This window comes from Oscillibacter sp. PC13 (assembly GCF_900115635.1).
Lineage (GTDB): Bacteria > Bacillota > Clostridia > Oscillospirales > Oscillospiraceae > Oscillibacter.
Map to the genome: position 1 here is coordinate 38,182 of NZ_FOXE01000017.1, position 25,607 is coordinate 63,788.

The following is a 25,607-nucleotide window of genomic DNA, read 5'->3' on the forward strand; positions in this document are numbered from 1 at the left end:
AGATATGGCGCCATCCCGTTTTTAGTGGGAGCGCAGTCGGTTATTCCAGCACCGCACCACGGTCGGCGGAGGAGACCATCTTGGCATACCGGCTGAGATATCCGGTTTTGATCCGGGGCTCCGGGCAAACCCAAGCGGCCTTCCGGGCTGCCAGGACCTCTTCGGAAACCTTCAGCTCAATGGTGTGGGCGGGGATATCGATGGCAATCATATCGCCCTCTTCCACCAGACCGATGGGACCGCCGCTGGCAGCTTCCGGGCTGACATGCCCGATAGAAGCCCCCCGGGTGGCCCCGGAGAAGCGGCCGTCGGTGATAAGCGCCACGTCCTTGTCCAGTCCCATGCCCGCGATAGCGGAGGTGGGGTTCAGCATTTCACGCATGCCGGGGCCGCCCTTGGGTCCCTCGTAGCGGATCACCACCACATCACCGGCGACAATCCTGCCCGCATAGATGGCGGCGATGGCGTCGTCTTCACTGTTAAAGACCCGGGCCGGGCCCTCATGGACCATCATCTCCGGGGCCACGGCAGACTGCTTCACCACGCAGCCATCGGGGGCCAGGTTGCCCTTGAGCACGGCGATGCCGCCGGTTTTGGAATAGGGATTGTCCAGTGGGCGGATGATCTCCGGGTTCCGGTTCACCACACCCTGGAGGTTTTCCGCCACCGTTTTGCCGGTGCAGGTCACAAGGCCCGTGTCCAGCAGTCCCGCCTGGGCCAGCTCCGCCATCACGGCGTACACGCCGCCAGCCCGCTCCAAATCCTCCATATAGGTGTCTCCCGCCGGCGCCAGATGGCACAGGTTGGGAGTCTTTTCGGAGATCTCGTTGGCCATGTCAAAGGAGAGGGTAATGCCGCACTCGTGGGCGATGGCGGGCAGGTGCAGCATGGTGTTGGTGGAGCAGCCCAGCGCCATGTCGATGGTCTCCGCATTGTGGAAAGCGGACTCCGTCAGGATGTCCCGGGGACGGATGTCCTTTTCCACCAGCTCCATAATCTTCATGCCTGCGTGCTTGGCCAGCCGCAGACGGGCGGAGTGGACGGCGGGAATGGTGCCGTTGCCCCGCAGGGCCATGCCGATGGCCTCGGTGAGGCAGTTCATGGAGTTTGCCGTGTACATGCCGGAGCAGGAGCCGCAGGTGGGGCAGGCGTTCTCCTCATACTCCTCCAGCCCCTCGTCGTTCAGCTTTCCGGCGTAATGGGCGCCCACCGCCTCGAACATGTGGGAGAGGCAGGTGCGGCGTCCGTCGTTCAGGGTTCCCGCCAGCATGGGGCCGCCGGAGACGAAGATGGTGGGCACATTCACCCGTGCCGCCGCCATTAAAAGGCCGGGCACGTTTTTGTCGCAGTTTGGAATCATCACCAGACCGTCAAACTGGTGGGCCATGGCCATAGCCTCAGTGGAGTCGGCAATGAGATCCCGGGTCACCAGGGAGTACTTCATCCCCACGTGGCCCATGGCGATTCCGTCGCACACGGCGATGGCCGGAAACTCCACCGGCGTGCCGCCGGCGGCCCGGACGCCGGCCTTTACCGCCTCGGCGATTTTATCCAGGTTCATGTGGCCGGGGACAATCTCGTTATAGGAGCACACCACGCCGATCAGCGGCCGCTCCAGCTCCTCCTTGGTATAGCCCAGTGCATACAGCAATGAGCGGTTGGGCGCGGCCGGCACTCCTTTTTTAATCACGTCGCTATGCATAGGAAAGACCTCCGTATTGTGACTGGAATTTCAAAAGGGGGAGGGAGCACCTCCCCCTTTCCGCAGGGTCAGTTGGAAGCGGTATCGGGATCCACATCGTCGCCCCAGAGCATGTTCTTCCGCAGCTGGGCACCCACAACCTCCATGGGATGCTTGGCCAGCTGGGCACGCTTGGCATTGAAGAAGGTGCGGCCGGTCTGGTTCTCCGCAATCCACTTGCCGGCAAATACGCCGTCCTGGATGTCGGTGAGCACGGCCTTCATGTTCTTCTTGGTCTCCTCATAGGGCAGGATCCGGGTGCCGGAGACATACTCGCCGTATTCAGCAGTGTCGGAGATGGAATAGTTCATCATGGCCACGCCGCCCTTGTTGATGAGGTCGATGATGAGCTTCATCTCATGGATGCACTCGAAATAGGCGTTTTCAGGCTCGTAGCCAGCTTCCACCAGCGTCTCAAAGCCCAGCTTCATCAGCTCCACAACGCCGCCGCACAGCACGGCCTGCTCACCGAAGAGGTCGGTCTCGGTCTCATCCTGGAAGGTGGTCTCCATCACGCCGGCGCGGGCAGCGCCGATGCCGGCTGCATAGGCCAGGCCCAAGTCATAGGCCTTGCCGGTGGCATTCTGCTCGACCGCCAGCAGGCAGGGAACACCCTTGCCCGCCACATAGGTGGAACGAACGGTGTGGCCAGGCCCCTTGGGCGCAATCATCATCACATCCACATCTGCGGGGGGGACGATCTGCTTGAAATTGATGTTGAAGCCGTGGGCGAACATCAGCGCGTTGCCCGGCTCCAGGTTGGGGGCAATTTCCTTCTTGTAAACAGGTGCCTGGACCTCATCATTGATGAGGATCATGACAATGTCGCCCCACTTGGCAGCTTCAGCCACCGTCTTGACCTGCAGGCCCGCCTTCTCAGCCGCAGCCCAGTTCTTGCTTCCCTGGCGCAGGCCGACGCACACGTCGCAGCCGGATTCCTTCAGGTTCAGCGCATGGGCGTGGCCCTGAGAGCCGTAGCCGATGATTGCAATCTTCTTGCCATTGAGCTTGTTGATGTCGCAGTCCTTCTCATAATACATTTTTGCCATAGTCGTATTCCTCCCGTAATTTGTTGTTGTCGTATATCGTGCTACGCCCTCGTTCAATGGCGATAGTACCGGTTTTTGCGATCTCCAGGATGCCGAAATCCTCCAGCATCCCAATCAGCGCGGTGTTCTTGCTCTGGCTGCCAAAGACCCAAATGGTCAGGGATTCCTTCCCCACATCGATGACTTTGGCCCGGAAGATGTTCACCAGCTGGATGATCTCGTCCCGGGCGGCGCGATCCGCCGCGCGGACCTTGATGAGGGCAATCTCCCTGCGGATGCAGGACTCCTCATCCAGAATCTTGACAGCCTTGACCGGCAGAAGCTTGCGGCACTGGGCGGCAATCTGGTCAATCATCAGCTCGTCTCCCAGCAGCTCAATGGAAATGCGGGTAATGCCGGGCCTGTCCGTCTCGCCGGAGACGATGGACTCAATGTTGTATCCCTTTCTGGAGAACAGGCGGGCCACCTGGCTCAGCACCCCGGGGATATCCTCCACCAGGATGCAGAGGGTATAGCGCTTGCGCTCCATACTGAATTCCTTTTTCAAGTCGTTCCCTCCTTCAGCAAAAAGTCCGTGATGGGGGAGCCGGCCGCCACCATGGGCCGCACCATCTCGTCGATGTCCAGCACACAGTCGATCACCGCGCCGCAGCCGTCGGCCAGGGCCTTGTCCAGGGCGGCTTCCATCTCTACCCGGGTGCGAACCCGGTATCCCTTCAGGCCGTATGCCTCGGCCAGCTTCACAAAATCCGGGCCGCGGTCCAGGGTGGTGGCGGAAAAACGCTTGTCGTAAATCAGGTTCTGCCACTGGCGGACCATGCCAAGAGTGCCGTTGTTGAACACCACAGAGATGATGGGCAGGTGATAGTGCTCCACGGTGCACAGCTCATGGCAGTTCATGCGGAAGCAGCCGTCCCCGGTGATGTGGATGACCCGCTTATCGGGGTTTCCCATCTGGGCGCCGATGGCGGCGCCCAGGCCAAAGCCCATGGTGCCGAAGCCGCCGGACGTCAGCAGCTGGCCGGGATAGTTGAAGTGGAGGTATTTGATGGCCCACATCTGGTTTTGGCCCACATCGGTGGCCACCATGGTGTCCTTGGGGGCCTGGCGCTGAATCACATCCAGAATCTGCTGGGGCGTCAGGACTTCGCTCTCTGCCGCCACAGAAGGCGCCCGCATAGGCAGGATGTACTGCTTCCAGACATCGTGGTGGTACTGGGGCATTTTTTCGTTTAAAAGGGCCAGCACCTTTCTGGCGGATCCGATGATATGGTGATCGGTGAGCACATTTTTATCGATTTCCGCCCGGTCAATGTCAATCTGTACAATTTTGGCCTGGGAGGCAAAGGTAGCCGGATCCAGTGCCACCCGGTCGGAGAAGCGGCAGCCCACAGCAATCAGCAGGTCACATTCGTCGCAGGCCACATTGGAGGCCCGGGATCCGTGCATGCCGATCATGCCGGTAGTCAGCGAATGGCCGCCGGGGAAACCACCGCCGCCCATGACGGTGATGGCCACCGGCGCATCCAGTTTTTCCGCAAATTCTCCGAATTCCCGGTGTGCCCGGCCGCGGACCACACCGCCGCCGCAGATGAGAAAGGGCTTTTTCGCCTGGCCAATCATCTCCAGCAGCTTTTCAATATCCTGCCGGTTGGGCTCTGGATTTTTCAGCTGGTGGCTGGCATTCAGGCTGCGCAGGCTTTCAAGCCGCCGGTTTTCCCGCCAGGGAACGAAGTCATAGTCAATCATCTGACTGGGTGCCGTAACGTTTTTCAAAAAGTCAATGAGCACCGGGCCTGGCCGGCCGGTGGCCGCCACGGCAAAGGCTTGGCGCATCACATCCGGGATGGTTGCGGCGTCCCGCACCAGGAAGGTGGCCTTGGTGATGGGCATGGCAATGCCGGTGGAGTCCACCTCCTGGAAGGCATCCTTGCCCAGCAGGTTTTCCCCCACGTTGCAGGTGATAAACACCACGGGGGAGGAGTCCAGATGGGCGGTGGCAATGCCGGTGGTCAGGTTGGTGGCGCCGGGGCCGGACGTGGCAAAGCACACGCCTACTTTTCCGGTGGATCGGGCATAGCCGTCCGCCGCATGGGCAGCGCCTTGTTCATGGGCGGTCAGGACATGGTGGATTCGATCCTGATAGCGGTACAATTCGTCATAAATATTCAGAATCGTTCCGCCCGGATAGCCGAAAACCGTGTCTACCCCCTGCTCCAGCAGGCACTCCATAATGGCCTGCGTCGCGCGGATCTTCAAAATGCATTCCTCCTCATATTTCCCTCAAACACGGCGGAGCACCGCCATGCTCAAATCTTTCCTCCGCCCTTCTGCAGGGCAATCATCCCGGTCCGCGCTACCTCCAGAATGTTGAAGGGGCGCATCATCTCCTCAAAGGTATTCACGCGGTCCGGCGTATCCGACAGTTCCATGGTCATGGAGGTGGGGGAGATATCCGCCACCTTGGCACCGCAGATATCGCAGATGGTCATGATATTGTTTCGGGTCTTGGCGTTGGCGCTGACCTTGAGAATCATCAGCTCCCGGCCAATCATGCTGCTTTCATCCAGCGTGCGGACCTTGATAACCTCCACCAGCTTGTTCAGCTGCTTTTCCACCTGCTCCACCACGCTGTTGCCGTTGTCTACAATAATGGTGATGCGGGAGATTGCCGGGTCATCGGTAACGCCCACCGCCAGGGAATCGATATTGAACGCCCGGCGGGAGAAGAGGCTGGTAATGCGGCCCAGCACACCGGCCCGGTTCTCCACCAGGACAGAAATCGTCTGTTTCATGCTGCTCCTCCTTAGTCGCTCGTCGTCACAGTGGGATCCACTTTTGCAATCAGCAGGCAGCTGCCCTTTTCCGCCAGGAAGCGGTCCAGAGCGTTCTCCACCTCGCCTTCCTCCCCAACCGTGATGCTGGGAATGCCATAGGCTGCCGCAATGGCGGCAAAGTCCGGGCTGCCGTCCAGCGACACGCCGAAGGGCCCGTGATAGGGCGCCGTCTTCTGAATCTGGTTGACCAGGCCCAGCACGCCGTTTTTCAGCAGGACAATCTTCAAATCCATGTTCCCGGCCCGAACAGCGGCAAGCTCATTCATAGCCATCTGAAAGGATCCGTCCCCGCAAATGACTACCGTCTGCCGATCCGGCTGGGCCACCTTGACGCCCACGCCGGCCGGCAGGGCATAGCCCATGGTGCCCAGGCCTCCGCTGGTGAGGAAGCGCCCGCCCTTCAGCCACAAATGCTTGCAGGCCCAAATCTGGTTTTGGCCCACATCCACGCACACAGCGGCCTTTTCCTGAAGCCGCTCACCCAGCAGCCGCAGCAGCCGCCCCGGGAACACACTGCCCGCACGGACGGGATACTCCCGGTTCAGCTCTTCCTTCCGCCGTTCCTGCAGCTGGGTCAGCCAGGGTGTGCAACGGGTCGTCAGGTCCCGCTTCAAAATCTGCTGAAGAATCACCCGGACATCGCCCACCAGGGGAATCTCCGTCTGGATGTTCTTGCCGATCTCCGCCGGATCCACATCAATGTGGATGGAGGGCATCCGCCGCTGAATCTCCTCAGGAGAGAAGATGGCCCGATCCGCCGCCCGGGTGCCGATCATAATCAGCAGATCGGATTTTGCCAGGGCCTTATTGGCGCAGACATTGCCCTGGGTTCCGATCATTCCCATATTCAAGGGGTGATCCGTGGGCAGCAGGGAAAGTCCCATCATGGTGGTGACCACGGGAATCCGGGTTCTGGCGGCAAAGGTTTCAAAGTCCAGCATGGCATCCGATAAAAAGACGCCGCCTCCGGCGCAGATCACCGGTCGCTCCGCCTGGCAGATGGCCTCCGCCACGTGGGCAATCTGTTTATCGTTGCCCCGGACACTGGGGTTATAGCCCCGGATGCTGACCGTTTCGGGGAAAGAGACGTCCTTCACCACCTGCTCCTGGATATCGATGGGGACATCGATCAAAACGGGACCCGGCCGGCCGGTGGAGGCGATGTAAAAGGCCTCCTTGAGAATCAGGGGCAGATCCGCCGCATCCTTTACCAGATAGCTGTGTTTGGAAAAGGGGGATGCCGCTCCCGTGATGTCCACTTCCTGAAAGATATCACGTCCCAGCAGGTGGGAGGGAACCTGGCCGGTAATGGCCACCATAGGGATGGAGTCCATATAGGCCGTGGCAATTCCGGTCAGCAGGTTGGTGGCGCCGGGGCCTGAGGTGACAATGCAGACGCCCACCTTTCCCGTAACCCGGGCGTATCCGGAGGCCATGTGGCCGGCATTCTGCTCGTTGCGGACCAGAGTGTATCCCAGCTGGGGAGTCGAGCGCAATACGTCCGCCAATGGACAAATGGTAGCCCCGGCATATCCGAAAATCATATCTACCTTTTCCCGCAGAAGTCCTTCCACCAAAATCTGCGCGCCTGTCATTTCCATCGTTTCTTCCTCCTTTGGTGTCTTTTGCGGCCGGAAACATCGGACCGGCGCAGCGTTTTTTCATGTCGGAGCTATAAAAAAACGTCTGCGGCCCTTTGTGTCGGGTCACAGACGTTCAAGAATTTTCAGGTTCCCTTACGCCGCCAAAGCGGCAAAACCGGGAGTCGCATTCTTGCTCTGAGCATGACCAAACACACTATTCTTTTCCAGTACTACCAAGTGTACCAGAATCAGAATAATGGAAATGACCAGAATGCTAATCAGAGCAGTCATCATCATAAAATCAAAGCCTCCGCTGTTTCCAGCAGTTTTATGGATGCGGGTTGTTTGTTTTTTTCATTATACATGCCTGCTTTTCAAAGCGCAACAAAAAAATTGGACAGCAAGCGTTTTTGGAGAGTGTTCCAAAGAGGCTTTTCTAACAAACGGAAAAACCGGAAAATTTGACGGTATTTTCGCCGGTTTTCTTTGACTTTTCCGGCATCCTTTGAATTCCTTGACTGGAATCAGCGGAAAAGCTGTCCACTGATCACCAGCCGCTGGATTTCATTGGTGCCCTCATAAATCTGCGTAATTTTTGCATCCCGCATCATGCGCTCCACATGGTATCCTTTCATATAGCCATTACCGCCCAGCATCTGGACACATTCCGTGGTCACGCGCATAGCCGTGTCCGTGCAGGTCATCTTTGCCATGGCGGCCGGAACACTGTGTGGCTTTCCCTCCTCCTTGCAGATGGCGGCCTTATACAGCAAAAGCTCCGCCTTTTCAATCTCTGTCTGGAGCTCTGCCATTTTAAACGCCAGATACTGCTGCTTGCACAGGGGCTTGCCGAACTGCTCACGCTCCATCAGATACTTCCGGGCAATTTCAAAAGCACCCTTGGCAATGCCGAGCCCCTGGGCCGCCACACCGATGCGGCCGCCGTCCAGAACCTTCATCGCCAGCTTGAAGCCCTCACCGGGCTTTGCGATCATTCTGTCTGCGGAAACCCGTACATTGTCCAGATGCATCTCCGACACCTGTGCAGAACGGATACCCATTTTATCCTCCAGCCGACCCACCGTAAAGCCCGGCATCCCCTTTTCCAGTACAAAGGCGGCCATGCTCTTGGTGCCGATGCTGGGATCCATCAGGCAATAAACCACGGTATAGTCCGCGAAAGGCCCGTTTGTATTGAAAATCTTTGTGCCGTTCAAAACATAGCCGTCGCCGTCCGGCGTCGCAACGGTCTGCTGTCCGGCCGCGTCGGAACCGGCGGTGTGCTCCGTCAGCCCGAAGGAGCCAACGGCGGCTCCGCTGGCAATCGGCGCCAAAAAGCGCTTTTTCTGCTCATCGGTCGCAGAGGAATACATCACGCTGCCGCCATACAGGGAGGTATTTACGGAAAAAGAGATGCCAAAGGCGCCGTCAATTTTGGAGACCTCCTCCACACCCAGGATGTAGGAGAGGTAACTGCCGCCCTGGCCGCCAAAGGCCTTGGGATAGGGAATGCCGTACATACCCATCCCTCCGAATTTCTTAAATGCCTCCATCGGGAACTCGCTGTTGGCATCCCGCTCCAGGACGCCGGGGGCCAATTCGTTTTCTGCAAATGTCCGCGCCAGTTTCTGAATCTGCTGCTGCTCCTGCGTCAAATCAAAATTCATGACTGTTCCCTCTTTTTCATTCTTTTCATTTTTTTGAAGTGGGATCCCCTATCAACCAGCGGCACACATTTGTGTTTCCCCTGTTGCCAGATAGTATAGCATTGGGAGCATTTTTGAAACAATGTCTAAGTATACCTAAAATTCAGATCTTTGTGACTAAATTTTTTGTATATCAACTATTTGTTTATCAAAAGTTTGTCTATTAGCAAACAAAGTCCCTTTCGTGCAGCCTGCATAAGCTATTTGCTATTTTTTTGACAAATTCAGCGAATTTGTCAAAAAAATAGCAGACGGAGATTGCCGCCTGCCGAAAATGTCTGTATTTGTTCAGTCGTCTTTCCATCAGAAAACCGGACGATTGCGTGCTCCGCCAATCCGCATCAAGCCTTTTTTCGTATGCTTCAGAAAGTCTGTAAATCGCGATCCCGGGGTTTCTATGACTGCCGCAGGGGTTTCGTCCGGCATGGTGATATTGGAGCTCATCACCTCCGTCATGTTGATTGCGGAGCAGTAAAAAGGCCCTGCACCACTTTGTGGCACAGTTGCGTTTCAGGTATGACCGCCTTCTTTTTCAGATGTCTATGCCCGGCTTCTTTTCCCGTTGTTTTTGTAAATTTTTTCCTTTTTCGAAAAAATTGTACAGATTCCAGAGTCTCTCGACAGATTCAGACAAAATCCCCATCCGATTTTATGTAAAATGGGAAAAAATCCCACAAGATCTTGCGGGAGTCTGGAAAGGATGAGTACCAAATGCTGAATGTAACCAAGGAATATCTCCTGCTTTTCAATGCAATTACCGACGCAGAGGAGACCCTGCAGCAGCTTCGGTCCAACCTGATTGCCGTGCAGCAAAAAGCGGAGGAATTGTATGTAACGGCGGACGAGCCTTCTGGAAAAAACACGGAAGACCAGGGAGTTCACAGCTAAATTAGGTTACATAACGCCGCCGGATATTTTCGGCGGCGTTTTTGTTGCATTTATCCCGGACATTTTCAGCCGTCCGTGGTATAGTAATAATCAAAATAAAAAGACGGTTGTGTCTGTTTGACCGCATGATACAACATCCATTGGAAACAGGAGGTTCTTTATGTTGCACATCGGCTGTCACCTCTCTTCCTCCAAGGGCTTTGCCGCTATGGGGAGGCAGGCGCTGGAGCTGGGCGCGGACACCTTTCAGTTTTTTACCCGAAATCCCCGGGGGAGCCGGGCCAAGGATCTGGATCCCGCCGACGCGGCGGCGCTGCAGGCCCTGCTGGCGGAGCACCGCTTTGCCCCCATTATCGCCCATGCACCCTATACGCTGAATCTCTGCGGTGCAGAGGAAAAAAACCGCACCTTTGCCCGGGAGACCATGGCGGACGATCTCCGCCGGATGGAGTTTCTGCCGGGCCAGTACTACAATTTTCATCCCGGCAGCCATGTGGGCCAGGGCACGGAAGCCGGCATCACCTATATCGCCGCAGGGCTGAACGCCATCCTTACCCCGGAGCAGCACACCACGGTTCTCCTGGAGACCATGGCCGGGAAAGGCAGCGAGGTGGGCGGCACCTTTGAAGAGCTGCGGGAAATCCTGGATCGAGTGTTGCTGGGGGAGAAGATGGGCGTCTGTCTGGACACCTGCCACGTGTCCGACGGGGGCTATGACATCATCCGCAATCTGGATGGGGTCCTGACCGAGTTTGACCGCGTCATTGGCCTGCAGCGTCTGAAAGCCGTCCATCTCAACGACAGCAAAAACCCGCCCGGCAGCCGCAAGGATCGCCACGCCTGTATCGGGGACGGTGCCATCGGCCTGGAGGCCCTGGCCCGCATTGTCCGCCACCCCGCGCTGCGGGAGCTGCCCTTTTGCCTGGAGACGCCTAACGAGCTGCCGGGCTATGCAAGGGAGATCGCCCTGCTGCGCGAGTTGGCAGCATTCTGAAAAAGCCCGTCCCGAGGTATTTCGGGACGGGCTTTTTCAAAAGTGAAAGCGGCGGCGCGCCTCCTCCCGCAAGGAAGGGATCCGGCGGATGATCACCAGGGGGATGCACAGACCCACGCAGCAGGCAAACACCACCAAAGACCAGCCCGGCGCAAAGCCGCTGTACAGATACCAGTCGCAGCAGGCCTCCACGCCCAGGCAGAAGATGCCGGCGGCAATCAGGGACATGGTGGCGGTGGTCAGCAGGGAATGCCCCCGCCGCAGCAGCCAGCTCAGGGAAAACACCACGGCGGCAGACAGCGCCAGCAGCGGGATTGCCAGGTTGCGGAACCAGGTCCCGCCGTCCAGAGCCAGGGAAATCAAAAAGACATACAGCCCCACGGCCCCCACATCCAGCGTCAGCCTCCCCCAGAGGGGCACCTTCCGGGCCAGCAGAGGGAACACCGTCCACACCCACAGCATGGCCGCCGCCCCCACTACAAAAAGATACCAGGGGATGTGGGGCTTCAGCACCAGATTCAGCAGCGCGCAGCACACCGCCACAGACCCCAGCATCGCCGTCAGCAGCAGCGCCATCGCCCGCTTGGAAACCGGAGCGACCTCCGCCCGGCGGGTGGGGAAAAACGCCGGAGCCGTCTCATCCGCTTTCTGCCGGGGATTCAAAACCGGCGTGCCGCACAGGGGGCAGCAGGATGCCGCCGAATTCAGTTCCACGCCGCAGTTGACACAATAGGACATCAGTCTTCCTCCTTTGAACTGCCGCCGGGACGGCGGTTGCTCTCAATCCGGACAGGGATCCCCTGGGTGACCAGAAAGTGAAAAAATGCCCGCTCCGTCTCCGCGTCCCGCTGGGTGCCGGCAAAGGTGATCTCCAGCGTGTTGCCATAGCTGATGGCCGAAACATGGGGACGAGCCACAGTGGCCTGTCCCAGCACCACCTCCATATGCCGGATGTGGGGCTCCATCTCCGGCGGAACCCGGAACACGCCGGGGTTGGTAAAGGTTGCGGAATAGGGCCGCACGCCGCGGGTGCGGTAATTGTAGGCCATCACCGGATTTTTCAGCGGACGGGGAATCAGCTGCAGCGCAGGGTTCCGCTCATAGCGGACATTGCGGGTAAACAGGGCCCGCAGCTCTTGCGGATTGATATGCAGCCGCATATAGTGGTGCACCTGAGAGACAATATCCGCAAAGCGGTACGGTCCCAGCGCCGGATCCACCGACGGCTGCACGGTGAGGATAAAGTTCCGCAGGGTATCTGTCGGAAAAAGGGCCCGGAGGTCAATGGGCACCGCCAGCGCCACTGGCCGCTCCCGGTGGGGACGCTCCCGGTGCTGCTTTTCCAGCAGCACCCAAATCAGACCGGCGGCCAGGTACTCCGTCAGGGATGCCTGGTACTCCCTGGCCTTGCTTTTGATCTGATCCACAGGTACAAAGCCCATGGTGACATGAAAGGTATAAAAGGGCTCCGGCTCTCCCCGGTTGGAGTAGGCCCGCCTGATCAGAGCAGGGGCCCGGGCCACCTCCCCGGCGTAGCGGGCGTATGCATCCTCCCGCTCTTCCCGCCGGGGCGCCTCGGTCACATCCAAAAGCCCGGAGCCGCAGGGAATGATATGGCCCTGAAGCCGCAGGTATTCCGCCAGCAGCGTCCGGAAGAATACCAGTCCTCCCGTGCCGTCCGCCAGGGCGTGGAAAGCCTCAAAGGAGATGCGGTTGCGATAGTAGTAAAACCGCACCAGATACCCGTTGTCCTCCCGAAAGCGCACCGGCTGGCAGGGATCCGCCACATCGGGCTTCAGATAGGGGCCGGGCGCGGTATTGGGCTCGAAATAATACCAGAAAAATCCACGGCGGATACGCACGGCGAAGCCGGGAAAGCGGGGCATACAGCGGTCGATGGCGTTTTGAAGCAGGGCCGGATCCACCGGATCCGTCATCCAGGCGGAAAAGCGATAGATGGCGGAGTATTCTTCCCGCTGAATGGCGGAATACAACGTGCCGGCGTTGTCCAGCTTGTACCACGGGGTCTCCCGCCGCGCCATATTCCTCACCGCCCTCTCCTGTCGTTTGCAGAGTCATTGTAGCACGTTTCCCGCTGGTCGGGCAAGGGAATTCAGCCGCCTTTGCGGCAGGATCTGCCAAGGCAGCGCCAATTGCTTTCCTTTTGTCCCTTTTTATAGTATACTAAACCTATTCTGCCCCACAAGGAGGTCCCCATGGAGGAAAAACGCGCAAAACTGAAGCAGGTTCTGGCAGACCGCAGCTCTGCCCAGCGGCAGGCCGCGGAGCGCCGCCGTCTGGATCCGGCCATGCGGATGCTGAAAGCGCTCCACAGTGCGGCCGCGCCGGGGGATATGACCGCGGAGGAGCTGGAAAAACAGCGCAAGGGACAGGAGCTGCTGGGCAATTTGGTGGCGCCTATGGCCGGCATGGACTGGGAGACCTTTGATCTAAGCGGCATGCCCGCGGCCTGGATGCGGCTGGAACGCCCCCACCGGCGCCGCCATGCCATCCTGTACTGCCACGGCGGCGGCTATACCAGCGGGAACCTGGGCTATTCCAAAGTCCTGGCCTCCAAACTGACCCAGGTGACAGGGTATGACGTGCTGACCTTTGAGTACCGCCTGGCGCCGGAGCACCCCTATCCGGCAGCGGTGGAGGATGCCCTGCGGGCCTGGGACGATCTGATGCGCCTGGGCTACGGCGCCCGGGATGTGGTGGTTGCGGGGGACAGCGCCGGCGGCAACCTGGCGTTGGTTCTGTGCCACCGGCTGAAGGCCCAGGGGCGGATGCTGCCGGCGGCGCTTCTTTTGATGTCCCCCTGGACGGATATGACCGCCTCCGGCCCCTCCTATACGGAGCGGGCGGACATTGACCCCATGCTGACACCCGCGTATATCATGGCCATGCGGGAGGCCTATGCCCCCGGACAAAACCTGCAGAGTCCGGAGCTCTCTCCGCTCTTCGGGGACTTTACCGATTTTCCGCCCACGCTGGTCCAGGTGGGCACCCATGAAATTCTCTACTCCGACGCCCAGCGGCTGCGGGACGCCATGACCGCCGCCGGAGCAAACTGCCGGCTGGAGGTCTGGGAGGACATGTGGCATGTGTTCCAGATGTTTCCCACGAAAAAAGCAGCCTCCGCCATGGAGGAGATGGGACGGTTTTTGCTGGATCTGCTGTAAAAGAAGAGGCCCTGCCGAATGGCAGGGCCTCTTTATATCCGCGAAATCAGTCGTACCGCAGTGCATCAATGGGATTCAGCAGTGCCGCCTTCTTGGCGGGGAGATAGCCGAAGATCACGCCGATGCCAGTGGACACCCCGAAGGCCAGCAGCACCGCACCCAGGGAGGGGCTGACCGTAATGGGCGTGTCGGGCATGACGTTGGCAATCACCGTGGTGGCCACCGCAGAGAGTCCGTAGCCCAAGGCGATGCCCAGCACACCGCCCAGGGCGGAGGTGGTGGCCGCCTCAATGACAAACTGGCGCATGATGGCCCCCTCCTTGGCGCCCAGGGCCTTGCGGATACCAATTTCCCTTGTCCGCTCGGTGACGGAAACCAGCATGATATTCATAATGCCGATACCGCCCACCACCAGAGAGATGGCGGCAATTCCAGCCAGAATGTAAATGATCATGTTCACCATGCTGTTCATCTCCTCCACCATCTCCGCCATACTGCTGACGTTATACGCGTCATCGTCAGCAAAGACTTTGTACAGCTCATTTTCCACCAGCGTTTTGGCCTCAGAGATGTAGTCCGTATTCTGCACCGTCACGGTGTAGCTGGAGATTGTTCCGGTGAAGCTGAGCCTTGCGGCGGTAGAATAGGGGACAAACAAACAGTCATCGGTACCCCCCTCCTCCAGGTCGTCGGTTTCTGCTGCCATCACGCCCACGATGGTGAAGGTGGTTCCGCCTACCTTCAGCGTCTGGCCCACGGCATTGCCGCCGAAATAGGCCATGTTCAGGTACTGCCCGATGACACAGACCTTCTTCCGGTTCGCCATATCCGTGTATTGAAGTCCGCGGCCCTGGGCCACCTCATATCCCTTCATGGAAAAATAGTCCTCACTGACGCCGGTAATGCTGGTGGAACTGACTGTGTCACTGCCGATTTTCAGGGAGCCCGACATGGAAACGGTAGGGGAGATCTGCTTCAGATATTCAGAGTTTTCCTCCGCCATTTCGTACATCTGCTCCTCTGATACGCTGCGGGAGGATCCCCGGCCCAGGATCATCACCGTGAGGGAGTCGGTGCCCATATCGGCAAAGCTGTCTTCAATGTAGCCCTGCATGCCGTTGCCGAGGCCCACGATGACAATGACGGCACACACGCCGATGATAATGCCCAGCATCGTGAGGAAGGTCCGCATCTTGCTGCCCCAGATATTCTTGAGCGCCATCTGAAAGGTTTCCATCAAACTCATTGGGCCGCCCCCTTTCCGGCAAGGCCGGGCGTCACCACGGCCTCCGGCGCATGTGCGTCTCCGTCATAGACCACCCGGCCATCCTCCAGTCGGATAATTCTCTGGGCCTGCACGGCGATGGAGTTGTCATGGGTGATGAGCACCACCGTGTTGCCGGCGGCGTGGAGCTGCTGGAGCATCGTCAAAACCTCCCGGCCGGTATGGGAGTCCAGGGCACCGGTGGGCTCGTCGGCCAGAATGACCGCCGGATCCCCCGCCAGGGCCCGCGCAATGGACACCCGCTGCTGCTGGCCGCCAGAGAGCTGAAGAGGCTTGTGCTTCAATTTGTCTCCAAGCCCCACCATCTCCAGGGCGATTTTCGCCCGTTCCCGGCGATCGCCCTTGGGCATCCCGGCGTACATCAGGGGCACCTCCACGTTTTCCAGCAAGGTGAGCTTGGGCAGCAGGTTGTACTGCTGAAAGATAAAACCCAGCATTTTATTGCGGATGGCAGCCAGCTCATTTCTGCTCATGCCGCCCACATCCTGTCCGTCCAGCAGATATGTGCCGGAGGTGGGAACATCCAGGCATCCGATGATGTTCATGCAGGTGGACTTACCTGAGCCCGACTGCCCCACAATCGCCACAAACTCCCCCTTCTGCACCTGGAAGGAGACGTGGTCGGCAGCGTGGATGGTGGTGTCTCCCATTTGATAGGTCTTGCAGACGTCCCGGAATTCAATGAGGGCGCTCATCCCATGGGCCCTCCTCCCATACCGCCTCCGCCGGGGCCACCGCTGGGGCCGCCTCCGACCGTGGTCACGGTCATGCCGCCGGGCATACCGCCCATCATCATGTTCATGCCGCTGCTGCCGGTTTGAATATACGCAACGGTATCTCCCTCCTGGAGGCCGGAGGCAATCTCCGTATAGCTGTCGTCGCTGACGCCGATTTCCACTTCCACATAGGCATAGCCCTCCGGAGCCTCCTGGTCGGTGGCGTTGGCCGCACTGGGGGAGTCGGCAGTCACAAGAACCGTGTTGCCGCGGTTGACCGCGCCGCTGGGAACTGCCAGCACCCCCTCCGCAGAGGAAATCACAATCTCCGCATCCACATTCATGCCGGGACGGAGGCCGTCCGTCTCATCAATGCGGACGGTAACGGGATAAGTCGTGATGCCGCCGGAGGTCGTGCCCGCCACGGACACCTTGGTGACCACGCCGGTATAGGTTTTCCCCTCCACGGCGTCGGCGGTCACCTCCACTGTCTGGCCCACCTCCACCTGGGAGATGTCCAGTTCGTCGATGCTCATGGTCATTTCCAAATAGCTCAGATCATAGATGGTGCAGAGCGTCCCGGTGGAGCCGCCCTCAATTTTGTCTCCGGCCTTTGCGGTTTTTGTCACCACTGTGCCGGAAATCGGGGCCGTGACCTTGTAATCATCCAGGGTGTCCTGGGCGTTTTCCAGGTTGGTCTGGGCATTGCTCAAGCTGATTTTGGCATTGTCAATCTGGTCGTCCACGCTGTCGCCGGTGATGGTGCAGATACGGTCACCGTCAGAAATCGTGTCACCGGCCAGCCAGCTGAGGCCGGATACCTTGCCGGAGGCCTCGGCGGTGATAACACTGGAGGCACTGACTTTGATGCTGGCGTTGCCGTAACTGGAATAGCTGCCAATCACCGCCGTGGCTGTATAGCTGGAGGTGACAAGCCCCGGATTTGTGGCCTTCACCCGGACGGTGGTCAGCATTCTGCCATTGTCGGAGGCCGTGGAGCCGTTGGAGACTGCGGTTACGGTGCCGGTGGTGGTGCCTGCGAAGCCGTTGATGAAAATGGTGGCCGTCTGGCCCACGTAAAAGGCGCTGTTGTCCACATAGGTAAACAGGAAGTCGATATAAATGTTGTTGTCCCCCACGATTTTCAGCAGCTCTGTGCCGGCACTCACACTGTCGCCGTTATTGACATACACCTCGCTGACCGATCCGCTCATGTCGGCGGTGGGATACTTGGCCTTTACCGCCGAGTTGTAGCTCTTCTGCGCCTGGGTATAGCTGTTCTGCGCCTGGGTCTGACTGCTGCTGGCGTTGGAGGAGTCCAGGGTATAGAGCAGCTGCCCCTCCGTCACCTCGTCGCCCTCCTCAAAGGTGTCGCTGAGAATCTCTGCGGATACCAAGGTTGTCACCGTATAGGAATCCGCCGGCTGCAGCGTACCGCTGGAGCTGAGAGAATTTGTGATATTCCTCGTCTCCACTGCCGCTGTGGTATAGGTGGTGTCAGCTGCGGCAGCCTTTGGGGTATTCAGCAGTTTCGAGGCCGCCAGACCGCCGGCGGCAACCGCCACCAGAGCCAAAATCAGCCACTTTTTCTTCTTGCCCTTCAGGGGGTTCTTCCAGGCGCGCTTTTTCTTTGCAGGCGCCTCCTCGGGCGAAAGGGCCTCCGCCGCTTGTTCTTCCAGCAGTTCGTCTTTCATGGCTCGCTGTTCCTTTCTGGGTGTCGTTTCCAAAAATTCATGGCAATACCATACGGGAGAAAGTTGAAATCAAGCTGAAAGGATTGCTTGAATTTATTTCTATTTTTTATAATTTATTAAAATTTTCTTCAATATTTATGTCTTAAAAATTCCTGAAATCGTTTTGTTCAATTTTTATTTGCCAGGTTAAAAAAGAAAAAAGGGGCCCCGGAAACCATCAGTTTCCGGGGCCCCTTTGGGGCAGACGGGAAGGGTCGTCAGGGAATGTCTTTCAGGTGCTCCATGTTCTTTCGGACGCCCTCGCAGCATGCGTGGAACTTGGCTTTCTCCTCTTCCGTAAGAGGCAGCTCCACCACCAGCTCCACGCCGTTTTTGCCGATAACGCAGGGAACGCCCACAAAGAGGCCGCTCTCGCCGTACTCACCGGTGAGTTCCGCGCTGGCAGGCATAATGGCCTTCTCGTCGTGGAGGACAATGCTTACCATCCGGGCGGCGGTGGTGGCAATGCCGTACTCGGTGCAGAATTTACCGGCAAAGGTCACCCAGCCGCCGCCGATGGACTCCTTCTGCAGCGCCTCCCGGTCAAAGCGGAATCGCCCGTCGGTTTCCGCCCACTTGTCCAGAGGCATTCCCCGGAAAGATACACAGGACCAGGGGGCAAACTGGTCGTTGCCGTGTTCTCCCATCATATAGCAGGTGATGGACTTGTGGTCCACACCAGTCTGCCGGGCCAGAGCGCTGATCAGGCGGGCGGTGTCCAGCCCGGTTCCGGTGCCAAAGACCCGTCCCTTGGGAAGGCCCAGTCCCAACGCCAGCTCCCGGGTAACGATATCGCAGGGATTCGTGATATTCACCACCACACCGTCAAAGCCGCTGCTCTTGATCTGCTCCATATAGCCGCGGACGGCCGGAATTGTATAGTCCATCTCTGTGAGGCGGTTGTGGTTGCCCCGCAGCAGGTCAATTTTCCCAACGCAGTTGACCATCACGTCACAGTCGTTCAAATCGGCAAACTCCCCTGCACACACGGTGACCCGGTGGGGGAGATAGGCCGCAGCGTCCCTTAAATCCTGGGCCTCACTGGCAAGCTTCTGCTTGTTTTGGTCCACCAGCACCAATTCATCGGCGATGCCCTGCACCGCCAGGGAATATGCCACGTGGGCGCCCACGTGACCCAGACCGACAACGCCGACTTTTCTTGTTTTCATAATCATTCCTCCTGTGGTCTTTGGATATGCACCTGCTTGCGTACGGCTGGAACCTGGCAAATCCCACCAAGCTGTTTTTTATGCCGGCGGCAGGCGCGAAACGGGCACCGGAAAAGCAAAAACGGACGCCGCATCGGCGTCCGGAGGCAGAACGGTATAGGCGGGTCTTCATGGGGCCGCCTCCCGGCAAACGCGGCTGCGGCAATCGCACGAACTGCGTTCTCCATGGTGTCTCACAGCGATCCAGCTCCTTTGCCATTCGTGCAGAGCGGATTTTCTATCCATCACCTTACGAGTCTGACGCAGAAAAGTCAATTCCAAGCTACGGAATTTTATTTTTTTCGTTGGCTTATCAAATTTTAGCACCTCCCTCTCTTTTTCCACTGTTCAATCCGCACAAGAAAAGAGGGCAGGCAGCGCCATGGCGCTGCCTGCCCTCTTTCCAAATATTCCATCCCGGTTTCACCAGAGCCGCCTATGGCGGCACAGCCTGGAATGAAAGCGCGTGAGCCGGGACGGCCCACATGCGCAAAACTTCATGCACCGTCGCTTTTGCCTGATATCGCGGCACGGCCGCAGCGCATAATGTTTTATGCCTCGCCGCCGATAAACCGGCTGCTCAAATCAAACATGTGGTCCATGGGGCCGCTGCCGGCGCCCAGGTTCAGTTGTGCGGCCAGCGCCCCGGAGATATAGGCCTTGGCCCGCTCCACCGCGGTGTCCAAGTCATATCCCTTGGCCAGATTGGAGGCAATGGCACTGGAGAGCGTACAGCCCGTGCCATGGGTGTTGGGGTTGTTGATCCGCTTTCCGTAGAACCACTTGCCGCCACCGCCGCGCCAGAGGAGATCGTCCGCATCGTGAATCTGGTGGCCGCCCTTGCACAAAACCGCGCAGCCGTACCGCTCGCTGATGGTCCTGGCGGCATTCTCCATCCCCGCAGCATCCTGAATGGAGAGGCCGGAGAGAATCTCTGCCTCCGGAATGTTGGGCGTCACCACTGTGGCCAGCGGCAGGAGTTGCTCCTTCAGCGCCGTTACCGCCGTTTCAGAGATTAGCCGGTCTCCGGAGGTGGCTACCATCACCGGATCCACCACCACGTTTTTCGCGCCATACTGGCGCAGCTTTTCTGCGATAACGCCGATCAGCTCAACGCTGGCTACCATACCTGTTTTTACCGCATCTGGGAAAATGTCTGTAAAAACGCAGTCCATCTCTTCGGCCAGAAAGTCAGGGGCACATTCCACAAACCGACGGACACCAGTGGTGTTCTGTGCCACCAGAGCCGTAACAGCGCAGGTGGCAAACACGCCGTTTGCCGTCATGGTTTTGATATCCGCCTGGATTCCGGCGCCTCCGCTGGGATCTGTTCCAGCGATCGTCAATGCTGTCTTCATATGTATGCTTCCTTTCTTCTCTGCATTGAAGTTTTATGAAGCGATACAAGGTGGTGCCCCCAATGTACCGCTCATCGGGAATTTCCCAAGCCGCTCCGCTTCCTCGGAGCTCGGCTCAGTCGGTTCCGTTTTTTATCGGCAAATCTCTCCCGACAAACGCAGCAGCTCCGCCGCCGCCGCCTTTACATCACGCTGCGCAAAGATGGCGGAAACCACCGCCACTCCGTCCAGCCCGCAGTTTTGCAGCTCCAGGATATTTTCCCGGCTGATGCCTCCGATGGCCACCACGGGAATGCTCACGGTATCCGTGATGCTCCGGAACATTTCCCGGGGAATGGGTTTTGCCTCCGCCTTGGTTCCCGTGGCAAAGGCCGCGCCCACGCCCAGATAGTCCGCGCCGGCAGCCTGGGCGGCCAGCGCCTCTTCTACATTGTGGGCGGAGACGCCAATGATTTTGTCCGGTCCCAGCATGGCCCGGACCCGTCCTGCTTCCAGATCCTCCTGTCCCACATGGACGCCGTCCGCACCGGTCTTCACTGCGATTTCCGCATTGTCATTGATGATGCTGAGGACGCCGCAGCGGCGGCACAGCGCCACAAACTGCTCCGCCTCTGCCAAAAAGGCGTCATCCCCCAGGTGCTTTTCCCGCAGCTGGACCATGGTGGCCCCGCCGGCGACGGCCTCCTCCACCTGCTTCAGCAGCCCCGCCGTATCCGGTGCCCAGCTTCTGTCCGTCACAGCATACAGCCGCAGACGCTTCCCCTCCAGTTTCATACACGCGCCCTCCTCAAAAATAAAACCCGCAAACATACCCAAGGTCGGTACATTTGCGGCTTGCGCTGCTGGTTTTCCCTACGTTGGCATGATCCAAATCAGGTCCCGGGTCGAAACCTTTCCGGTTTCCTCTCAGCCTGCGGCAGCAGACTCCCCGTTTTTTTATCATCATACGCCGTCTTGTCCGGGAATGCAAGTCATTTTCCGGAAACCTTCGAAAAAAGCCTGGCGGCCGCTTGACATTCCGCTGCCGCAATGCCATAATAAATCTCGCAAAAACAGGGGAGCTGTTTCGGCTGAGAGGAAACCGGAAAGGTTTCGACCCTTCACCTGATGTGGGTAATGCCACCGTAGGAAGTTATCACCGGTGCTGTACGGCGGAGCCCCATCCAGGGCCCCGCTGTTTTTATAATCATCAAAAACTTTGATGCCAGAAAGGATGTGTCAGCGGAGAAGTCATGTGGGCATCCCGGGAAACAACCGGGGGCGGGCAGAGGGGGAGCGCCCTGTGCCCGGTGCCAGCGCAGCGATGGGAAGCCGTGTTCCGGCGTGAGAGGAGGCCAGCAAGCCTCGACCGATTTTTCCAGCAGGCGGAGAGGGGAGAGCCCCAGCTTCGTCTGTCACCTTGCCATCGCAAGGGGAAAACGCTGCCTGTCTGACCGTTTTCTCCCTGCCAATTCTGATGAATCAAAGGAGTTTTCCACATGAAAAAGAACCACACCAAAAAGCTGGCGGTGGCCGGCATCCTCTGCGCTGTCGCTGTCGTCGGCAGCCTGTTTTCCTTCCCCGTCTTCGGCAGCAAGTGTGCCCCGGTGCAGCACATGGTGAATATCCTGTGCGCCGTGTTCCTGGGCCCGTGGTACGGCGTGGCCGTGGCCTTCGTGGCAAGCCTTCTGCGCAATTTGCTGGGCCTTGGAAGCCTGCTGGCCTTTCCCGGCAGCATGTGCGGCGCATTGCTGTGCGGACTGGTATACTGGAAGAGCCGGAATCTCCCCGCCACGCTGGTGGGTGAGGTCTTCGGCACCGGTATCATCGGCGGCCTTCTGTCCTATCCCATCGCTGTGGCCTTTATGGGGGTAACCGCCGGAAGCATCGCCTTTTACGCCTATGTGGTGCCCTTTTTGGTATCCACCGTGGGCGGCTCCATTCTGGCGGGCGCGCTGGTGTTCGCCCTGCAGCGCAGCGGCGCGTTCCAGTCCATGCACGCCACCCTGGAGGGCTGACCATCCCCTTATCTTATCATAACCTTTCGGAGGTGTCCCATGATCCATTTTAACTGCCTGGATACCGTGCGGCAGCGGCGCCCTCTGATCCACTGCATCAGCAACATCGTCTCCGCCAACGACTGCGCCAATCTGGCCCTGGCCGTGGGTGCCAGCCCCATTATGGCCCAGGCGGTGGAGGAGATGGACGCCATCACCGCTGCCAGCAGTGCCACGGTTTTGAACACCGGCACGCCGGATACCGCCAAATTTGACGCCTGTCTGCTCTGCGGCAGGGCGGCACAGGCACAGGGGCAGCCCCTGGTGCTGGATCCGGTGGGTGTGGGTGCCTCCCCCTGGCGGCTGCAGCGGGTGCGGGAGATGCTGGATCTCTTCACGCCGTCCATCCTGCGGGTAAATCTGGGCGAGGCCCGGGCCCTGCTCCGCATGGAGAGTCTGGAGCAGGGGGTGGACAGTCCTTCCTCCGCTGCCTTGGAGGAGCGTCTGGAGACGGCGGGAACCCTGGCCCTGCGCCGGCACACCACCGTCCTTCTCTCCGGACCGGAGGACATCATCACCGACGGCACCTCCGCCTGGTGCGCCGAGGGCGGCAGCGGCCGCATGACCCAGGTCACCGGCACAGGCTGTATGCTGTCGGTGCTGTGCGGCGTGTTTGCCGCCGTGGAGCCGAATCCGCTCTCTGCCGCGGCGCTGGCCGCCGCCTTTTGGAAGGTCTGCTCCCAGCGGGCGGAGGCGTATACCGCCGGCAAAGGCCCCTCCTCCTTCCGCGGCGCGCTGCTGGACAGCGCGGGTCTTCTGACAGCCCCGGAGTTTTCCGCAGAGGCCAGACTGACTGCCCTGTAAGTTCCAAACAGGCCCCTCCGTCTTCCGACCGGAGGGGCCTGTCTTTTTTCCGCATGTTTCCGGCTGTCCGCGCATAAGGTTGTCCCAGAAGGAGGGAGCAACATGAAGCGAAAACCGTCTTTCTCCGCCGCCGGGTTTTTCCGGCGGCTGGGAGCTGTCCTTTTGGCCCTTGGCACGCTGTGGGCCGCCGCCGTCACCGCCGGCAGCGACACAGCAGCCGCTGCAGCCGCTGCGCTGCGGGCCTCTTCGCCCCTGGGGGCCCTAAAGTGGGAGCTGGGGGATTTATGGTACCGGGACACCCTGTCTCCCGCGGCGGTGCTGACCTTGGGAGAGGCGCCGCTCCTGCTGTCCGCCCGCTCGGCCGTGGCGGAGCTGTGGTCCTCGGAGCGGTCTGAGACACCGCCTGCGGCGGGAGAGCAGGAGGAGGTCGTCACCGTCCCGGTGGAAGAAACGCCACTGGACACCCCCGCGGCCACTGACAACGGCGTGGCCGCCAAAACCCTGGTGCCCACGGATCCCAGCGGCTATACCGTCTGCGGCAGGGCTTACATCTCCAACTCCACGGACTATGCCCTCTCCGTCACAGAGCTGGGAGAGCTTTTTGCCGCAGAGCTGACGGACGAGGAGCCGCAGATCCTGATTCTCCACACCCACGGCAGCGAAGCCTATACCCCCACCGCCGGCACAGACATTGTCTGGTCCGGCAACCACCGGACCACTGACTCCCGGTACAATGTGGTGAAGGTGGGCGACGAAATGGCGGATGTCTTCAGCGAAGCCGGACTCTCCGTGCTCCACGACCGGACGCTTTACGACTATCCCAATTACTCCGGCGCCTACGACCGGTCCCTGGCCGCCATCCAAAGCTACCTGGCCCAGTACCCCTCCATCCGGTTCATCCTGGACATTCACCGGGACGCCATCGAGGACGCCCAGGGCAATGAATACAAGGTGGTCTCCGCCATTGACGGCGTGGGCACCGCAGCCCAGCTGACGCTGGTGGTGGGCAGCAGCGGCAGCGGGCTGACCCACGACCACTGGAAGGAGAATCTGAAGCTGGCAGTTGCCCTCCAACAGGATCTGCTGACAGAGTATCCCACCCTGATGCGGCCCATTCTGCTGCGAAATTCCCGTTATAACCAGCATGCCACCACCGGTTCCCTGCTGGTGGAGGTGGGCGCCGCCGGAAATTCCCCGGAGGAGGCGGCCCTGGCAGGGCGGCTTTTCGCGGCGCAGATGGTAGAGGTTCTCGAGGCCAGAAGCAAGTGAAAAAGGAGACTGCTTTTGCAGTCTCCTTTTTTTGAAAAGTCCTTTGAAACAATCAGTCGGTCACATAGGGCAGCAGAGCGATCTGACGGGCACGCTTGATAGCCTCGGTCAGCTGACGCTGATGCATGGCGCAGGTGCCAGTGGTTCTGCGGGGCAGAATCTTGGAACGCTCAGAGACAAAACGGCGCAGCTTGGCCGCGTCTTTGTAATCAATGGACTCGCACTTGTCCGCGCAGAACTGGCAGACCTTGCGGCGCTTGCCGCGCATGGGACGAGCGGGTCTCGCTTCACGATCAAAAGCCATGAAATGGTTCCTCCTTCATTAAAATCAGAACGGCAGTTCGCCGTCTTCCTCGCCAATCTCGGCGAAGTCGGATTGTCCGCCCATCATCGGGGCAGCGCTGCGGCCGCCGCTGGGGGCCCCATAAGCCGGTGCGCCGCCGAAATCACCGGCACCGTCCCGCTTGGAGTCACCGAAGTAGATGTTGTCGGCGACAATCTCGATGGCGACACGCTTGCCGCCTTCCTTGTCCGTCCAGTCGCGGCTTTGCAGCCGGCCCTCCACCACGGCCATGCGGCCCTTGGTGAAGTACTTGCTGACAAATTCCGCCGTGGCGCGCCAGGCAACCACGTCGAAGAAGTCCGCCTGCTTGCTCCCGTCCTGGCTCTTAAAGTCCCGATCCACCGCAATGCGGAAGGACGTGACAGCCGTGCCGGACTGGGTGCGCCGCAGCTCCGGATCTTTGACCAGACGACCCATGATGATGATCTTGTTGAGCATGCCGCTTCTCCTTATTCGCCCTTGCAGACGATCAAAGAACGCATGATGCCGTCCGTGATACGCAGCTTACGGTCCAGCTCGCGGGGGAAGGACGGTTCGCTGGTGAAGCTCATCAGGACGTAGTAGCCGTCGTTCTTGTAGTTGATGGGATAAGCCAGCTTGCGGTTGCCCCATTCTTCCACTTCGACAGCGGAACCATTCTGCTCAGCCAGAGTTTTGAAGTTTGCCACGAGAGTGGCAACGCCCTCCTCACCCTGTGCAGGGTCGATGATATACACGACCTCATAATTGGCAGTAACCTTTGCCATGTTTGCACCTCCTTTTGGACAAATGGCCCTCATTCTGAAGATGAGAGCAAGGATATGCCCGCAGACTGCGAGCCTTATTATTATATAGGAATCAGCGCAAATGTCAAGAAAAATTTTCATTTTCCG

General features: G+C 59.2%; 25 protein-coding genes and 2 riboswitches. Of the genes, 6 read left to right on the forward strand and 19 right to left on the reverse strand.

From position 1 onward, the window contains the following. Window positions 1-40: 40 nt before the first annotated feature. The 8 genes from ilvD to BMZ81_RS10730 all read right to left on the reverse strand — a co-directional run bounded on the left by ilvD (window position 41) and on the right by BMZ81_RS10730 (window position 8,877). The gene (ilvD, locus tag BMZ81_RS10700) at window positions 41-1,702 is read right to left on the reverse strand and encodes a dihydroxy-acid dehydratase (protein ID WP_091131883.1); all 1,662 of its coding nucleotides are present in this window, start codon (window positions 1,700-1,702) and stop codon (window positions 41-43) included. 68 nt (window positions 1,703-1,770) lie between these two features. After that, on the reverse strand, window positions 1,771-2,790 hold the full coding sequence (ilvC, locus tag BMZ81_RS10705; RefSeq protein ID WP_091131885.1) for a ketol-acid reductoisomerase: 1,020 nt from the start codon (window positions 2,788-2,790) through the stop codon (window positions 1,771-1,773). After that, window positions 2,771-3,337 (reverse strand): acetolactate synthase small subunit, encoded by a 567-nt coding sequence (ilvN, locus tag BMZ81_RS10710; RefSeq protein WP_242942624.1) that lies wholly within the window; start codon window positions 3,335-3,337, stop codon window positions 2,771-2,773. Before ilvN (BMZ81_RS10710) ends, ilvC begins: the two co-directional genes overlap by 20 nt. Next, window positions 3,334-5,049, reverse strand: coding sequence for a biosynthetic-type acetolactate synthase large subunit (ilvB, locus tag BMZ81_RS10715; RefSeq protein ID WP_091131887.1), 1,716 nt, complete (start codon window positions 5,047-5,049; stop codon window positions 3,334-3,336). Before ilvB (BMZ81_RS10715) ends, ilvN (BMZ81_RS10710) begins: the two co-directional genes overlap by 4 nt. Window positions 5,050-5,099: 50 nt before the next feature. Beyond that, on the reverse strand, window positions 5,100-5,585 hold the full coding sequence (ilvN, locus tag BMZ81_RS10720) for an acetolactate synthase small subunit (RefSeq protein ID WP_091131889.1): 486 nt from the start codon (window positions 5,583-5,585) through the stop codon (window positions 5,100-5,102). 11 nt (window positions 5,586-5,596) lie between these two features. After that, complete coding sequence (ilvB, locus tag BMZ81_RS10725; RefSeq protein WP_091131891.1) at window positions 5,597-7,228, reverse strand: biosynthetic-type acetolactate synthase large subunit; 1,632 nt, start codon at window positions 7,226-7,228, stop codon at window positions 5,597-5,599. Window positions 7,229-7,363: 135 nt separating this feature from the next. Next, a complete protein-coding gene (locus BMZ81_RS14110; protein WP_177187292.1) occupies window positions 7,364-7,507 on the reverse strand; it encodes a hypothetical protein in 144 nt (47 codons plus the stop codon). A 227-nt stretch (window positions 7,508-7,734) separates the two neighbouring features. Next, window positions 7,735-8,877, reverse strand: coding sequence for an acyl-CoA dehydrogenase family protein (locus tag BMZ81_RS10730; RefSeq protein ID WP_091131893.1), 1,143 nt, complete (start codon window positions 8,875-8,877; stop codon window positions 7,735-7,737). A 750-nt stretch (window positions 8,878-9,627) separates the two neighbouring features. Between BMZ81_RS10730 and BMZ81_RS14115 the strand changes: the two genes are divergently transcribed. Both BMZ81_RS14115 and BMZ81_RS10735 read left to right on the forward strand, forming a co-directional pair. Beyond that, on the forward strand, window positions 9,628-9,804 hold the full coding sequence (locus BMZ81_RS14115) for a hypothetical protein (protein ID WP_177187293.1): 177 nt from the start codon (window positions 9,628-9,630) through the stop codon (window positions 9,802-9,804). A 160-nt stretch (window positions 9,805-9,964) separates the two neighbouring features. Then, complete coding sequence (locus BMZ81_RS10735) at window positions 9,965-10,798, forward strand: deoxyribonuclease IV (protein ID WP_091131896.1); 834 nt, start codon at window positions 9,965-9,967, stop codon at window positions 10,796-10,798. 36 nt (window positions 10,799-10,834) lie between these two features. Here the strand turns inward: BMZ81_RS10735 and BMZ81_RS10740 are convergent, their stop codons facing one another. Beyond that, window positions 10,835-11,536 (reverse strand): DUF6320 domain-containing protein, encoded by a 702-nt coding sequence (locus BMZ81_RS10740; protein WP_091131898.1) that lies wholly within the window; start codon window positions 11,534-11,536, stop codon window positions 10,835-10,837. Continuing rightward, window positions 11,536-12,840, reverse strand: a complete 1,305-nt coding sequence (locus BMZ81_RS10745) for a hypothetical protein (RefSeq protein WP_091131900.1) — start codon at window positions 12,838-12,840, stop codon at window positions 11,536-11,538. The genes BMZ81_RS10740 and BMZ81_RS10745 overlap by 1 nt, the downstream gene beginning before the upstream one ends. Before the next feature lie 174 nt (window positions 12,841-13,014). On the opposite strand from BMZ81_RS10745, the gene BMZ81_RS10750 reads away from it, so the two are divergent. Beyond that, entirely contained in the window at window positions 13,015-13,983 is a 969-nt protein-coding gene (locus BMZ81_RS10750) for an alpha/beta hydrolase fold domain-containing protein (protein WP_091131902.1), read from the forward strand. A gap of 46 nt (window positions 13,984-14,029) precedes the next feature. Here BMZ81_RS10750 and BMZ81_RS10755 read toward each other — a convergent pair whose 3' ends face one another. The 6 genes from BMZ81_RS10755 to thiE all read right to left on the reverse strand — a co-directional run bounded on the left by BMZ81_RS10755 (window position 14,030) and on the right by thiE (window position 21,057). After that, on the reverse strand, window positions 14,030-15,229 hold the full coding sequence (locus BMZ81_RS10755) for an ABC transporter permease (RefSeq protein ID WP_091131905.1): 1,200 nt from the start codon (window positions 15,227-15,229) through the stop codon (window positions 14,030-14,032). Further along, the gene (locus BMZ81_RS10760) at window positions 15,226-15,963 is read right to left on the reverse strand and encodes an ABC transporter ATP-binding protein (RefSeq protein WP_091131907.1); all 738 of its coding nucleotides are present in this window, start codon (window positions 15,961-15,963) and stop codon (window positions 15,226-15,228) included. The genes BMZ81_RS10755 and BMZ81_RS10760 overlap by 4 nt, the downstream gene beginning before the upstream one ends. Next, window positions 15,960-17,678: an RND family efflux transporter gene (locus BMZ81_RS10765; protein WP_091131909.1), complete on the reverse strand. Its 1,719-nt coding sequence runs from the start codon at window positions 17,676-17,678 to the stop codon at window positions 15,960-15,962. Before BMZ81_RS10765 ends, BMZ81_RS10760 begins: the two co-directional genes overlap by 4 nt. A 257-nt stretch (window positions 17,679-17,935) precedes the next feature. Next, complete coding sequence (locus BMZ81_RS10770; protein WP_177187294.1) at window positions 17,936-18,886, reverse strand: lactate/malate family dehydrogenase; 951 nt, start codon at window positions 18,884-18,886, stop codon at window positions 17,936-17,938. A 590-nt stretch (window positions 18,887-19,476) separates the two neighbouring features. Beyond that, window positions 19,477-20,283 (reverse strand): bifunctional hydroxymethylpyrimidine kinase/phosphomethylpyrimidine kinase, encoded by an 807-nt coding sequence (thiD, locus tag BMZ81_RS10780; RefSeq protein ID WP_091131915.1) that lies wholly within the window; start codon window positions 20,281-20,283, stop codon window positions 19,477-19,479. A 132-nt stretch (window positions 20,284-20,415) separates the two neighbouring features. Beyond that, complete coding sequence (gene thiE / locus BMZ81_RS10785; RefSeq protein WP_091131916.1) at window positions 20,416-21,057, reverse strand: thiamine phosphate synthase; 642 nt, start codon at window positions 21,055-21,057, stop codon at window positions 20,416-20,418. Between the two features lie 65 nt (window positions 21,058-21,122). Further along, window positions 21,123-21,219: riboswitch (TPP riboswitch) on the reverse strand. A 108-nt stretch (window positions 21,220-21,327) separates the two neighbouring features. Next, window positions 21,328-21,431: riboswitch (TPP riboswitch) on the forward strand. Between the two features lie 330 nt (window positions 21,432-21,761). Here thiE and thiW point away from each other — a divergent pair. From thiW to spoIIP, 3 genes are all read left to right on the forward strand, one after another. Then, the gene (gene thiW / locus BMZ81_RS10790; RefSeq protein ID WP_091131918.1) at window positions 21,762-22,280 is read left to right on the forward strand and encodes an energy coupling factor transporter S component ThiW; all 519 of its coding nucleotides are present in this window, start codon (window positions 21,762-21,764) and stop codon (window positions 22,278-22,280) included. A 39-nt stretch (window positions 22,281-22,319) separates the two neighbouring features. Then, window positions 22,320-23,123: a hydroxyethylthiazole kinase gene (gene thiM, locus BMZ81_RS10795; protein ID WP_091131921.1), complete on the forward strand. Its 804-nt coding sequence runs from the start codon at window positions 22,320-22,322 to the stop codon at window positions 23,121-23,123. A gap of 102 nt (window positions 23,124-23,225) precedes the next feature. Then, window positions 23,226-24,392 carry a stage II sporulation protein P gene (gene spoIIP / locus BMZ81_RS10800; protein WP_091131924.1) on the forward strand — a complete coding sequence of 389 codons (1,167 nt, stop codon included), beginning with the start codon at window positions 23,226-23,228 and terminating at the stop codon, window positions 24,390-24,392. A 52-nt stretch (window positions 24,393-24,444) separates the two neighbouring features. Here the strand turns inward: spoIIP and rpsR are convergent, their stop codons facing one another. Genes rpsR through rpsF form a run of 3 tightly spaced genes read right to left on the reverse strand, consistent with a single transcriptional unit; the run spans window position 24,445 to window position 25,481 of the window. After that, window positions 24,445-24,696, reverse strand: a complete 252-nt coding sequence (gene rpsR, locus BMZ81_RS10805) for a 30S ribosomal protein S18 (protein ID WP_091131927.1) — start codon at window positions 24,694-24,696, stop codon at window positions 24,445-24,447. A gap of 24 nt (window positions 24,697-24,720) precedes the next feature. Beyond that, a complete protein-coding gene (gene ssb, locus BMZ81_RS10810) occupies window positions 24,721-25,173 on the reverse strand; it encodes a single-stranded DNA-binding protein (protein WP_091131929.1) in 453 nt (150 codons plus the stop codon). An 11-nt stretch (window positions 25,174-25,184) separates the two neighbouring features. Next, entirely contained in the window at window positions 25,185-25,481 is a 297-nt protein-coding gene (gene rpsF, locus BMZ81_RS10815; RefSeq protein WP_091131931.1) for a 30S ribosomal protein S6, read from the reverse strand. Window positions 25,482-25,607: the final 126 nt, after the last annotated feature.

Coding starts and splice junctions, on each gene's coding strand:
- ilvD (WP_091131883.1), bottom strand. CDS start 1,702: ATGCATAGCGACGTGATTAAAAAAGGAGTGCCGGCCGCGCCCAACCGC.
- ilvC (WP_091131885.1), bottom strand. CDS start 2,790: ATGGCAAAAATGTATTATGAGAAGGACTGCGACATCAACAAGCTCAAT.
- ilvN (WP_091131889.1), bottom strand. CDS start 5,585: ATGAAACAGACGATTTCTGTCCTGGTGGAGAACCGGGCCGGTGTGCTG.
- ilvB (WP_091131891.1), bottom strand. CDS start 7,228: ATGGAAATGACAGGCGCGCAGATTTTGGTGGAAGGACTTCTGCGGGAA.
- BMZ81_RS14110 (WP_177187292.1), bottom strand. CDS start 7,507: ATGATGATGACTGCTCTGATTAGCATTCTGGTCATTTCCATTATTCTG.
- BMZ81_RS10730 (WP_091131893.1), bottom strand. CDS start 8,877: ATGAATTTTGATTTGACGCAGGAGCAGCAGCAGATTCAGAAACTGGCG.
- BMZ81_RS14115 (WP_177187293.1), top strand. CDS start 9,628: ATGCTGAATGTAACCAAGGAATATCTCCTGCTTTTCAATGCAATTACC.
- BMZ81_RS10735 (WP_091131896.1), top strand. CDS start 9,965: ATGTTGCACATCGGCTGTCACCTCTCTTCCTCCAAGGGCTTTGCCGCT.
- BMZ81_RS10740 (WP_091131898.1), bottom strand. CDS start 11,536: ATGTCCTATTGTGTCAACTGCGGCGTGGAACTGAATTCGGCGGCATCC.
- BMZ81_RS10745 (WP_091131900.1), bottom strand. CDS start 12,840: ATGGCGCGGCGGGAGACCCCGTGGTACAAGCTGGACAACGCCGGCACG.
- BMZ81_RS10750 (WP_091131902.1), top strand. CDS start 13,015: ATGGAGGAAAAACGCGCAAAACTGAAGCAGGTTCTGGCAGACCGCAGC.
- BMZ81_RS10755 (WP_091131905.1), bottom strand. CDS start 15,229: ATGAGTTTGATGGAAACCTTTCAGATGGCGCTCAAGAATATCTGGGGC.
- BMZ81_RS10760 (WP_091131907.1), bottom strand. CDS start 15,963: ATGAGCGCCCTCATTGAATTCCGGGACGTCTGCAAGACCTATCAAATG.
- BMZ81_RS10765 (WP_091131909.1), bottom strand. CDS start 17,678: ATGAAAGACGAACTGCTGGAAGAACAAGCGGCGGAGGCCCTTTCGCCC.
- BMZ81_RS10770 (WP_177187294.1), bottom strand. CDS start 18,886: ATGAAAACAAGAAAAGTCGGCGTTGTCGGTCTGGGTCACGTGGGCGCC.
- thiD (WP_091131915.1), bottom strand. CDS start 20,283: ATGAAGACAGCATTGACGATCGCTGGAACAGATCCCAGCGGAGGCGCC.
- thiE (WP_091131916.1), bottom strand. CDS start 21,057: ATGAAACTGGAGGGGAAGCGTCTGCGGCTGTATGCTGTGACGGACAGA.
- thiW (WP_091131918.1), top strand. CDS start 21,762: ATGAAAAAGAACCACACCAAAAAGCTGGCGGTGGCCGGCATCCTCTGC.
- thiM (WP_091131921.1), top strand. CDS start 22,320: ATGATCCATTTTAACTGCCTGGATACCGTGCGGCAGCGGCGCCCTCTG.
- spoIIP (WP_091131924.1), top strand. CDS start 23,226: ATGAAGCGAAAACCGTCTTTCTCCGCCGCCGGGTTTTTCCGGCGGCTG.
- rpsR (WP_091131927.1), bottom strand. CDS start 24,696: ATGGCTTTTGATCGTGAAGCGAGACCCGCTCGTCCCATGCGCGGCAAG.
- ssb (WP_091131929.1), bottom strand. CDS start 25,173: ATGCTCAACAAGATCATCATCATGGGTCGTCTGGTCAAAGATCCGGAG.
- rpsF (WP_091131931.1), bottom strand. CDS start 25,481: ATGGCAAAGGTTACTGCCAATTATGAGGTCGTGTATATCATCGACCCT.